Annotated in this window: 7 protein-coding genes and 1 pseudogene; all 8 read left to right on the forward strand. The window is 39.6% G+C overall.

The window, feature by feature from the left end:
• Positions 1 to 719: 719 nt before the first annotated feature.
• The 8 genes and pseudogenes from MXE28_RS07320 (at position 720) to MXE28_RS07350 (ending at position 12562) form a co-directional block, all read left to right on the forward strand.
• On the forward strand, positions 720 to 1235 hold the full coding sequence (locus MXE28_RS07320; protein ID WP_247240001.1) for a hypothetical protein: 516 nt from the start codon (positions 720 to 722) through the stop codon (positions 1233 to 1235).
• Between the two features lie 93 nt (positions 1236 to 1328).
• Positions 1329 to 3548, forward strand: coding sequence for a YadA-like family protein (locus MXE28_RS07325; RefSeq protein WP_247240002.1), 2220 nt, complete (start codon positions 1329 to 1331; stop codon positions 3546 to 3548).
• Positions 3549 to 4306: 758 nt separating this feature from the next.
• A complete protein-coding gene (locus tag MXE28_RS07330; RefSeq protein ID WP_247240003.1) occupies positions 4307 to 7498 on the forward strand; it encodes a YadA-like family protein in 3192 nt (1063 codons plus the stop codon).
• A gap of 380 nt (positions 7499 to 7878) precedes the next feature.
• The gene (locus MXE28_RS07335) at positions 7879 to 8580 is read left to right on the forward strand and encodes a TVP38/TMEM64 family protein (protein WP_021842414.1); all 702 of its coding nucleotides are present in this window, start codon (positions 7879 to 7881) and stop codon (positions 8578 to 8580) included.
• A gap of 215 nt (positions 8581 to 8795) precedes the next feature.
• A complete protein-coding gene (locus MXE28_RS07340; protein WP_021842415.1) occupies positions 8796 to 9992 on the forward strand; it encodes a PLP-dependent aminotransferase family protein in 1197 nt (398 codons plus the stop codon).
• Positions 9993 to 10207: 215 nt separating this feature from the next.
• On the forward strand, positions 10208 to 11035 hold the full coding sequence (locus MXE28_RS07345; RefSeq protein ID WP_021842416.1) for an Mrp/NBP35 family ATP-binding protein: 828 nt from the start codon (positions 10208 to 10210) through the stop codon (positions 11033 to 11035).
• A 127-nt stretch (positions 11036 to 11162) separates the two neighbouring features.
• A complete protein-coding gene (locus tag MXE28_RS11565) occupies positions 11163 to 11366 on the forward strand; it encodes an anion permease (protein WP_302688893.1) in 204 nt (67 codons plus the stop codon).
• 47 nt (positions 11367 to 11413) lie between these two features.
• Positions 11414 to 12562 (forward strand): annotated as a pseudogene (locus MXE28_RS07350) (DASS family sodium-coupled anion symporter).
• The last annotated feature ends 8 nt before the right edge of the window (positions 12563 to 12570 follow it).

The following is a 12570-nucleotide window of genomic DNA, read 5'->3' on the forward strand; positions in this document are numbered from 1 at the left end:
AAGACCCTTATAGGGTCAGAGCAAACCACCCGTTCTACGGGTGGTTATGATTTATAAATTTATTAAAATTAAAATGAAGTGTTTATTTAGTTGATAAATATATTTAACGATTCGTGTATAAAAACGTGATAAAATAGATGACTTTTATATAAAAAAGATGAATCAGTGTTAATTTTATAGAAAAATATGAAAAATAATTATTATTTTTAAGTTAAAATTATTCTTTGTTTTAAGTTAATCGAAAATCATAAATAAGGCATGAATCATGGTTTATTCATAAAAAAGCTCGTGCGTGAAATTTTAATGTAATCTTGTTTAAAAATACATAATTATTGAAATAGTCCGCTTTTTGGACTATATGCTTTACTATCGGTAATTTTGATTTCATAAAAATGAAGAGTCATTTGGTAAATTATGAAGAGTTAAATAACATTTACTTCATCTAATCATTAGGTATATGATAGATTAGAAATCAAGTAATATTATTTACTCCTATATATTTATTTATGTTAGTTGTGAGTGAAAGAAGATGCATACAATAAAAAATATATTTGATGTGAATAATGGTTTGATTAGACTCAACATGAAAAAATAATTAAAATTCATCGGGGGGGTAATCGGACTTTTACTGTGGGATTGTAGTGTAGCGAGAATTTGGATAGGGAGACTTGGGGACAAAAACTAGACAAGTGTGTTACAGTTTTGAAAGAGGTATGACTATGAAAAAAGGGAAAAACATTAAGTTGGCAACTAAATTAGCGTTAGCGGCTTTGGTTGGTGTAACGTCTTTGAGTGTGTATACGGTTGATGCAGCGGGTTTGACCGGGTCTTATGTAGGGATTGGTAAAGAACCAACAAGTACGGATGTCCTTGATAAGGGTACTGAAGTGAATACGGCTACAGATAGTATTATCGATTATCGTCAAACGACCAATGCTCAAGGTGCTGTTTTTTCTAGAACACCAACTAACAACAACAAAAACGGGGAAGGCGTTGATGGTCAATCGGCAGGTAATAAAAATGATACAAATAGCACAGGCAACACAGCTATCGGTATTGGTGCTTATTCGGCTCGTAACTACAGTACGGCCATTGGTACTTATGCTGAAGCCATTACTGGTTCTACAGCTGTAGGTTCTGGTGCTTATGCTGGCGATAAAAGCTCGTCTTTTGGTAAAAATACTTATGCGAAGACGAACGCTGTTTCTTTAGGTAACGGGGCACGTTCTTCATAAGGCGTTGCTATTGGCTCTGGTGCTTCGGCGGGTCTATTTTATAAATACTTACAAAGCGATGGATCTCAAAACTATAACGTAATTAATTATAGTATGGCTATTGGTAACGATGCCACAGCCGTCGGTGGCATTGCTATCGGTGCTAACTCCTCGACTAGTAGCGTGTATGGTGTAGCGCTTGGCCAGAGTGCCAAGGTTGCTTATAGCGGTGTTGCTTTAGGTACAGATGCTAACGTTAAAGTTTCGACCGGCGTTGCTTTAGGCACGTCATCTATCGCTGATCGTCGCTCTAACACGATCGGCTATGTTCCGTTTGCCGATGACGGTAATGGTAGTTATGTACCTGCCAGTGCAGAAGCTTTGGCAGGGGCTATCAGTGCCAGTGATGTTTCTAAAGACTTTGCTACCACTTATGCAAGCCAAATTACAAAATTTAATGAATTAAATGCAGCTTATTATGCGGCCGCAGATGAAGTTGATAAACAAGATGAAATTATTAGGAATACTAAAGGCAGTACTATTGCATCTGAACAAGAAGCTTACGCAGCTGCAGTAACTGCTAAAGCCAAAGCTCAGGCTGATGCCGTTGCCGCCACGAATGCTTTAAACGCATGGACGAAAGCTAACCAAGATTTTACAGCAGCTTTAGGTCAACAACGTACTGAACTTGGTGTTTTCAAATCTACCAGTGGTGCAGTCGGTGTTGGTGCTACAACATATAGCAGTGATGGTCGTGTAACTTCTATATTGACTCGTCAAATTACAAATGTAGCTGCAGGTACTACTGATACTGATGCAGTCAACGTAGCTCAGTTAAAACGTGTAGCTAACGCTACTATTTCTAATATTACAGTAGGTGCCGATAAAGCTAGCACAGCTGACGGTTTAGCCATTACTAGTGATGCGGATAAAACCCGTATCGATATTGTTGGTGCTAACGATAATATTACGACTTCCGTTGATGCAGATAAACGTTTAATTCAGGTTGGTTTGAGCAATACTTTGGATTTATCCGATGCCGGTAGCATCACATTTGGTGAAAACGGTACTACTTTAAATAACTCCGGTTTAACTATTGGTGCACCATCCGGAAGCAAAACATCCAACATTATAATCCAATCCGGTAATGTAAATATGGGTGGTAATATAATTAAAAATGTTGGCAATGGCAGTGTAGTAGAAGGATCCACTGATGCCGTTAACGGCGGTCAGTTGTATGATGTTCAGAAACAGATTAATGATATTGCTGGAGAAAATGGTAGCTTGTCTCAAAAAGCCAATACCAACTTGGATAATCTTAACGAAGCAGGTAAAAAAGTAATTACTGATGCAGCACAGAAAGCCGTTACCGTTAAGAATGGTGACAACTTCATTAAAGTTGGCTTAAATGAAGAACAACAGAAATCCGGTGTAAACCAATATGACGTATCCTTAGACAAAGACGCTTTGCGTGATGCATTAGGTACAGGTACTAATACAGCCGGGGACAAGAACCTCATTACCGGGGATACTTTGAACCAAGCTATTAATTCTGTTGTGACTGGTCAGGCTAGTGATACTCATATCACAAATGTTGCTAAAGAAAACATTAAATTAGCCGATGGTAATAACACTACAGTTAGAACAGTAAGTGATGTTAAAGATGGTGCAATTACTTATGCCGTAGATGTTTCCGATGACGCTATTAAAAATGCAGTTAAACCTGAATTGGATCAGAAAGCTAATATTGACGGTTCCAACTTAAGTACTGAAAACATCAATAACTGGAAAAATACATTAGGTGTTACTAATGTAAATCAGAGTGTTACGGAAGTTACTAACCGTGTAGATTCTTTGGAAACTAATGTATCTAACTTAAATGACAGTGTAAGCAACTTAAACGGTCGTGTAAACAGTTTGAATGATCGTGTAGATAAAGTTGGTGCCGGTGCTGCTGCATTAGCAGGTTTACATCCATTGGAATTCAATCCACAAGATAAATTCTCCGCCGCTGCTTCCTTAGGTAGCTATAAAGGCGATTCCGCTGCTGCTATCGGTGCATTCTATCGTCCAAATGCTGATACTATGTTCAGCGTAGCCAGCACACTTGGTGATGAAACAATGTTTAATGTTGGCGTATCCTTGAAATTCGGTCAAAAAGGTGATGCTATTTACAGAACAGGTACAACTGTTGACGTAAGCGGTTTACAAAATGAAGTATCCGACCTTAAAGCTCAGAATAAAGGCTTGGCAGATACCGTAGCTCAACAGCAAACTGAATTAGAACAACAACGTGCCTTGATTCAGCAGTTGATGGCTAAAGTAGGTATGTAATATCGAACCTATAATATGAGGTAACAGTTTTAATACTATTTATTTGATTTAATATAGTTTTACTATGAAATCACAATAAAATGTAAGAAATAAAGAAGAAGTCAAAGTAATTTTGGTAATTTACCTAAATTTTACTTTGACTTCTTTTTTCTATACTGTTTTTGTATTATTTATTGAAATTTTTTAAGTACCACTAATGTAATATTTCAAATGAGTAAAAGACATTGACTTTAGAAAATAGAAGGATTTTTAAATAATATATTAAATTATATTTCAAAATTTATATATAAAAAAATAAGATTACTGTCAAAAAAATTAATTGCTTTCATGAAAACTTTATGATATGATTTTTACAAAATGAATATGAGATGTAGTTATTCAACAAGATATAACTTTATGAGATATTATAGTTAATTAAAAAATAATCTAATTTTATATAAAATTATTTGCATTTAATATGTTGATTAGAAATTGCTTGTAAACTATTATTTTACAAAGAGTATACAATATAATATCTTAAAAAGTTATTTGTTGATTTTTTCAAAATAGACTTAATGATTATTTATTTTTTAAGGGAAAGCTTATTCATTAAATTACATTTAAGTGATTAATGAAATTAAGATAAAAATAAAATAGGAAAAATTATTTTTGGAAATGTGTATTTTACTGCAGAATATATTCCGTTAAATCTAACATCTTTTTATTTGATGTTAGTGTTTAGTTAGTGTAGGTGTTTTGAGAGCAAGAGGAGTTTGTAGATGAAAAATAAAAAACAATTGGCGTTGGCAGTATCTTTAGCAGTATTAGGCGGCACAGCTTTAACAACACAGTCATTAGCTGCGGAAGTGGCAACACCTTCAAAAGCTAATGAACTTCAAGCCGGCAATTATGTATATGTTACGAATGCTATTAGTGTAGGTACGGCTACTAATAGCACTGTGGGGAACGTTGATAATGGAACTCAAACATATTCGGTAGAGGTAGGGTATTCGGAAGATAAGTCTGCTACGGATGAAACATTAGCGATTAATGTTGACAATGTTAATAATAAAGTAACCGGTGCTATGGCTACGGGGTATGGTGCGTCAGATACAGGTTTATTGGCCAATGCCAATGGTGTAAAATCTCAAGCTAACGGTGATGCATCGCTAGCGTTTGGTACGCAAGCCATAAGCTCTGGTTCCAGTACTATTGCCATCGGTACTGATGCTCAGGCCGGTAATACCAGTGGTATTGATTCCTCCAGTGGTGATGGTGCCATTGCTATCGGCTTGGGATCACGCGCTAATGAGAATCTGAGCCTCGCGATTGGTGGTAATGCTCAATCCAGTGCGATTTCCAGTACTGCTATTGGTGCATTTGCCAGAACAAGCGGTATTTCGTCTACTGCCATCGGTGGCGCGGCACAAGCTGAATATGACGGCGATATTGCCATTGGCGTGGGTAGTTATGTAAATAGTGCGGCGGTAACTCCTGTTGGCACTGCTGCTGGTGGTGCCGGCTTAGCGGTTGGTTATTTGGCAAAAACGACAGGTGCTTCGGCATTAGCATTAGGATCGAAGGCAAAAGCCAATAGCCAAACAACGATAGCAATTGGTTCCGAGGCTACGGATGCACCGGGAAGTATTCAGTCCATTGCTCTTGGTACCAGTGCTAAAGCTTTTAATAGAATTGCTTTAGCTGTGGGTAGTAATTCCGTTACAAACGGCCAAAGTGGTATTGCTGTAGGTAGTTATTCAAAAGCTCGTGGCGATTACGCGATTGGTGTAGGTAGCAGAGCTAATGCCATCGGTTATAAGAGTATAGCAATTGGTGAAAATACACGTGCCGTTGGTGATGCAGTTGCCATTGGCAATGCTGCGACTGTAGGCTCTACCAGCAGTAGTAACGCATCTGTCATTGGTGGTGTAGCCATCGGTAATAATTCCAAAGCCACTGTATCCTATGGTGTAAAAGGCTACGATCCATTAAATAATGCAGTTGTTTCAGAAATGAACACAGTTTTGACCGGTGATAATTTAGCAACTTATGAAAAAAATAAAGATGCAGTTGCCGGATACCGAACTGCTATGGAAAATGCAGAAAAAGCATATAAAGCTTTTGATAGTACTTACCAAAGTAAGGTGACGGCTATTATGAATGATGGGACCAAAACGGATACTCAAAAACAATCTGAACTACAAGCTCTTTATACAGAAAAAGGAAGACTAGCCAATTTATATAATCAAAGTACATTATGGGTCTTTGCTACTGATGAAGGGGATGAGGCGAATGATTACGGTAAAGCAGCCGGTGCTTGGGAATCTACTAATAGTGCCTTTGCTATCGGTAACAGCGACCTCGGCCTTACTCGTCAAATCACCGGTGTAGCTGCCGGTACCCAAGATACCGATGCGGTTAACGTGGCACAGTTAAAACGTAGTCGCGTAACCTTGGTTGCAGGCAACAATGTAACACTTTTAGACGTGGCTGAAGATAAGTCCACTGGTATGGTATACAAAGTAAACGCCTTACGCACTGATGTGGCTGTGGACGGAACATTGAAATTAACTACTGATTCATCTAAAGCAGTAACTGAAGGTGTTACTACTTACACTGTTGGCTTAAGTGATGATTTAACTTCGAAGATTAATAGCGCAGCAAAGCAAGATTTATCTAATCTTTCTGATGATGGCAAAACAGTTGTTCGAGACTTAGCAAAAGCTTCAGTAATTGTAACTCAAGCTGACGATGCGCAATATATTTCGGTAACACCGGACAATTCTGATGCTAACAAAACGACTTACAAAGTTGGTCTTAATTTAGATAGTCTTAAAGCCGGTTTAACTGCCGGTGATAAGAGCCTAGCTACCAAAGCTGACGTAACAGGGCTCAGTGAAGTTGTACAAAATCAAATTAAGAGTTTAACAGATAGTCAGTTGAAAGAAGCGGATGTAAAAGATATTGCTAAAGATTCCATCAAGGTTATAGATGGTGTCAATACAACTGTTACAGAAGGTGTTGGTGAAAATGGTGCTAAAACCTTTGCAGTTAACGTATCTAACGATGCAATCAAAAATGCCGTTCAACCGGAGCTTGATAAGAAGTTAAATTCAGACGGCTCTAATTTGAAAGATACATTGGTAGATACATTAAAAGATCGATTAGGTGTTAACGATGCGCAACAAGGTCTTAAAGATGTAAACAGTCGTATTGATGCAACCAATACCTTGGCCACTGAAGCACATGATCGCATCACAGATACTAACACTCGAGTAAATGACATTGACACCAAAGTTCAGACCATTGATGGTAAAGTAACGACTATCGAAGGCAATGTAAGCACATTAAGAACTGATGTAAACAACATTTCCGCCAATGTAAGTACTTTAAACACCAATGTAGATACGCTCACTACGAATGTGAACACGTTGACAACAGATTTGGGCAATCTTACAAATGACGTGAATACACTTTCTGAAAATGTAGGTGCAATCGCAAGTGATGTTTCGGCTATTAATAATCGTGTAGGTAAACTCGACCAACGTCTTGATAAGGTAGGGGCATCCGCGGCAGCGTTGGCAGCTTTACATCCGCTTCAATTCGATGAAGAAGATAAATTCACCGTAGCTGCCGGTATCGGTAATTACAAAGGTGAACAGGCTATGGCTCTCGGTGCCTTTTACCAAGCTAACGAAGATACTTTGTTTAGTGTAGGTGGTACGCTTGGTGATGAAAACATGGTAAACCTAGGCGTGTCCTTACGTTTTGGTTCCAAAGGTGAAGGCGACCGTCCAAGCGGTCCGAAAGCTGTTCGTGCACTTACTTCCGAAGTAGCGACTTTGCAGGCTAAGAATACAAGCCTTGAAAATACGGTAGCAACGCAGCAAGATCGTTTGGCTCAGCAAGAAGCTGAATTAGCGGCACAGCGTCAATTGATTGAACAGTTGGTAGCCAAAGTAGGCTTATAATTTCCGGCAGTATTACATTAAAATCATCAGAATGGGCATCTGTGGTTTTAACAAAAGAACTATTGAGGTTTAATCATTACAATTAATCGTTACATTATTTGTTATATAATTGTTTTTACAATTATATAATAAATAGAGGGAGTGGCTTGTCAGAGAAATTTGACAAGCCCTTTTCTTATTTCATCAAACTTATAAATCTAAACAATAGATAAATTTAAACGTAAAGGGTACCTCTATGCCTCTTATTTATGGTAAAATACAAGTGAACAATAGATTTCGAAATATTTCGAAATAATGGTAAGGTCATTTTTGTTTTATTTGTGATTTTAAAACATGTGAGTATATGTTTTATATAGAGTTAATTAGTATGAGGGTACTGAATGAAAGCAGAAACAAAGGTTAAAGTATTTGTTGTTGTATTAGCAGTCGTTTTATTGGCTAGCTTGGAGCTCATTGTGCCGGGCTTTTACGGTGATATGATTGACTTGATGGGCACCGGTGATGTACATCACATTGCGGAAGTCCTCCAAAGTTATGGTGCCTGGGCATGGGTTATCAGCTTTGTGCTCGATGTAATTATAAATATTGCGGGCTTTTTGCCGTCCATTTTCTTTTCAACCGCGAACGGTCTAATCTTCGGTTTGATTCCGGGGATTATTATTTCCTGGCTCGCTGAAACGGTGGGCGTTATCATCAGCTTCTTACTCATGCGTTATATTTTGCGTGACTCTGCTGAAAAGCTCATTCAGAAAAATAAGTTTTTACTTAAAGTTGATGATTTCAGCAGTAAAAACGGGCTCGCCGTTATGCTGTTTGCCCGTACGATTCCTTATTTTCCATCCGGTATCATTACCGCTTTAGGGGCTATCAGTCGTATCAGCTTGCGTGATTATGCCATTGCCAACTTAATCGGTAAGTTTCCGTCCACTGCCCTTGAAGTAGTGGTAGGTCACGATGCAGTCATGTTGCATCAGCATTTGGATCGTTTGACGATTATTGTGGTGGTCGCAACTGTTGTGTATGCCATAGCTTGGTATGGTTATAAGCGTTGGATGAAAAAGCGCGAGCAAACGCCGGAATAAGTATCCGCTCATTAAGGCTGATTTAAGTTAAACGAAATGTGTTTTTCAAAAACGGAAAATGAATTATCCGGTCGTCGCTTAATATAAACAGTGGTCAAATTCAAAGTTTCATAGTAAAATAAATAACAAGTTAAATGTAAGCGTACCTACTTGGGTACGCTTATCGTTTATCCAACATGTAGCTTGGCAGTATAGTAGTAAAAGGAGAGAGAGTTATGAGTTTTACATTTCAAATTCCGGACAGAGCCGTAATGAAAGGCCCTAATTTTATCCGTAAAGTATTTGAACGCGGTGCCGGTATTCCCGGTTTTATCAGTTTTGGCATCGGAAATCCCGCTTCGGAAGCTATTCCTGTAGAAGCCATTCAGGAAGCCTTCGATCATGTGGTACATACGAATCCGATTGAAATATTACAGTACGGCCCAATGGCCGGTGATGCCCGTTTAGCGGAACAAACTGTTGAACGCCTTGTTAAAGTTCGTCATATGCCGACGGAAGGTCAACAAATTTTGATTTCCATCGGTGCCGGTCAAGATTTGGGGCTTGTTCCGCGTACTTTGTGTGAACCGGGTGACGAAGTGTTTATGGATGCTTATTCTTTTACCAGCGGTATCAATGCGGTTCGCAATGTGGGGGCTAAAGCCGTGGGCATCGCTATGGACGATTTCGGTATGATTCCGGAAGCCCTCGAAGAACAGGCAAAAAAAGGCAAGGGGAAATACATCTACTTAATTCCTAACTTCCAAAATCCGACCGGTATTACTATGCCATTGGAACGCCGCAAAGCGATTTATGCGATTGCCGCTAAATATAATCTGTTTATCTACGAAGATGATCCATACGGTGAAATTCGTTTTACCGACAACATTGTGCCGACGTTTAAAGAAATGGACACGGATAATCGCGTCATCTATGCCGGTTCTTATTCTAAAACATTATCCGCCGGGTTACGTGTTGGTTTCCTATATGGCCCGAAACAGGCGATTGACGCCATTCAGGCGCTTAAAAATAATCAGGACGGTCAAATGCCGCTCGTTACACAGCGCGTTGTATCCCGTTTACTCGATGTTATTGACTATGACGCTCAGATTAAACACGTATCAACAGTGTACAAAGAGAAAGCAGACTTGATGATGCAAACTCTTCGCACGCATGGTAGCGATAAAGTTCATTTTGTGGAACCCACAGGCGGTATGTTCTTATGGCTTACCATGCCGGACGGTGTCGATTGTGACGCTTTCTTCGAAGCCTGTATGGAGCATAAGGTAGGTATCGTACCGGGGGCAGCCTTTGCGGCCGACGGTGTACCGGCCGGTCAGTCGTTCCGCTTCAGTTTTACCTTCCCAAGTAAGGAACAAATCGTGGCAGGTATGACGATTGTAGGTCAATTGACGAAATCATTTATCAAATAGTCATATTTTTTGATTGATTAGACTTTACAATTACTTCATAATTTCGTATAATTACAAATCATCAGAGTGCATGGGCATAACAGATTATCATGTTTGCCATGCACTCTCTTATATTGATAAAAGCTGTTTTATATGCTACACTTTAAATGAAGAAAGAATTCTTCAAATAATTAAATGAATATATCGGCAAGGCCGATTGAAAGTAGGTGTATTTTATGGCATGTGGTAGTTCAGGCGGCTGCAGCGGTTGCTCTTCGGCATCCTCTTGCGGCAGTGCCCAACAAACGCCGCCGGATTTGACGGCAAAGCTTAATGATTTAAGCAGTGTAAAACATGTTATCGGCGTAGTCAGCGGTAAGGGTGGCGTAGGTAAATCCCTCGTTACATCTTTATTAGCTATTACGATGGCACGTCGTGGTTTTAAAGTAGGGATTCTTGACGGTGATATTACCGGTCCTTCCATCCCTAAAGTATTTGGTATTAACGGTAAAGCCCATGTAGATGAATTAGGTATGTACCCGATTCAATCTAAAGGCGGCATCGACGTAATGTCGGTTAACCTTTTACTCGAGAACGAAAGTGACCCTGTGTTATGGCGTGGTCCTATCGTAGGCAATGTAGTTAAGCAGTTTTACACGGATGTAATTTGGAAGGATTTGGATTATTTATTCGTGGATATGCCACCGGGAACCGGCGACGTAGCCATTACCGTATTCCAGTCTTTGTCCTTAGACGGTATTGTAGTTGTAACATCACCGCAGGACTTGGTATCTATGATTGTTGAGAAGGCCGTTAAGATGGCTGAACTCATGCAAATTCCGATTATCGGGGTTGTAGAAAACTTCTCGTATTTCCATTGCCCGGATAACGGCAAAGATTACAAGATTTTCGGTGACAGTCATATTGATGATGTACTTGAACGTTATAATTTATTGTTGTTAGGTCGTTTACCAATTGATCCAAACGTAGCAGCTCTTTGTGATGCCGGCAAGTTAGAAGACATTGAACAAACGAATTTAGAATCTGTAGAATTACCTCAATAGCATTACATAAGGTATTAAACTCAGGCTGCTTATTTTCTTTATAGAAAAGGGGAGTAGCCTGTGTTTTTTATATGTAGGATATTATTCAAGTAACAAAGTTGTTAAAAGGGAAAGGGAGGAACATTACGTGAAAAAGTATATGTCATGGATTACTCCCATCTTAGTAGGTGTCATCATCTGGTTTATGCCGGTACCGGAAGGTCTTAAACCGCAAGCGTGGCACTTATTCGCTATTTTTGCCGGTACTATTTTAGGATTCATTTTACAGCCACTGCCAATCGGGGCCTTATCGATTATCAGTATTGTCATTTCGGCTGTAACCAACACTTAAAAATCGGCGAAGGCTTAGCCGGTTTTGCCAATACAGCTATTTGGTTAATCGTAGCTGCTTTCTTATTCTCCCGCGGTTTTATCAAAACCGGTTTGGGTAAACGTATTGCTTACACTATGATTACAGCGGTAGGCAGTAACTCTTTGAAATTATCGTATGCTCTTGTTGTCAGTGATTTAATTTGATCGCCGGCCACACCATCCAATACGGCTCGTGCGGGCGGGGTTATTTATCCGATTACTAAATCGTTAGCATCTGCTTTCGGTTCCGAACCGGGCGATACAGCTCGTAAAATCGGTGCCTATTTGATTCAAACAATTTATCAAGGCAATACCATTACATCCGCTATGTTTATGACTTCCATGGCCGGTAATACCTTGGTGGCTTCTTTAATCGCTGCTTCTTTCGGTTACACCATTACTTGGGGCGATTGGGCTATTGCCGCCATCGTTCCGGGCTTAGTGGCCTTGATCGTTATGCCGCTGATTTTATACTTTATTTATCCGCCGGAATTAAAAGATACCCGTGAAATTCAAGCTCATATTGCTAAGGAATTAAAAGAACTCGGCTCTATGAGTTTTGCTGAAAAGGTAATGCTCGGCGTATTTATTTTATCTCTAGTTTTGTGGGCTACCGGTCAGTTTACCGGCCTTAACGCAACTACGGTTGCATTATTGGGCGTAAGTATCCTCCTCGTTACTAAAGTGTTAACCTGGTCCGATGTAACGGAAGAAAAAGGCGGCTGGGATACTTTAATCTGGATGGGTACTATGATGGCCTTGGCATCTCAATTGAATAAATTAGGTTTTATTCCTTGGTTTGCCAAAATCGTCGGTGACCAAGTAGCCGGTATTGAATGGATCATGGCATTCATGATTTTGATTTTGATTTACACCTATTCCCATTACTTGTTCGCAAGTCTTACCGTACATATTACGGCTATGTATGTAGTGTTCGTAGCGGTTGCTATCAGCGCCGGCACACCTCCGTACTTGGCAATGCTTGCGTTCGCATTCTTCTCCAACTTATGTATGTCCCTTACTCACTATGCAGCCGGTCCTTCACCAATCTTGTTTAACTCGGGCTATGTTCCGCAGAATACTTGGTGGCGCTTAGGTTTCATTGCTTCTGTAGTCAACCTTGTTATTTGGCTCGGTGTCGGTTCCATGTGGTGGAAAGTCTTGGGCCTTTGGTAATAAATTTT

Source organism: Veillonella sp. KGMB01456, from assembly GCF_023051165.1.
GTDB lineage: Bacteria > Bacillota > Negativicutes > Veillonellales > Veillonellaceae > Veillonella_A.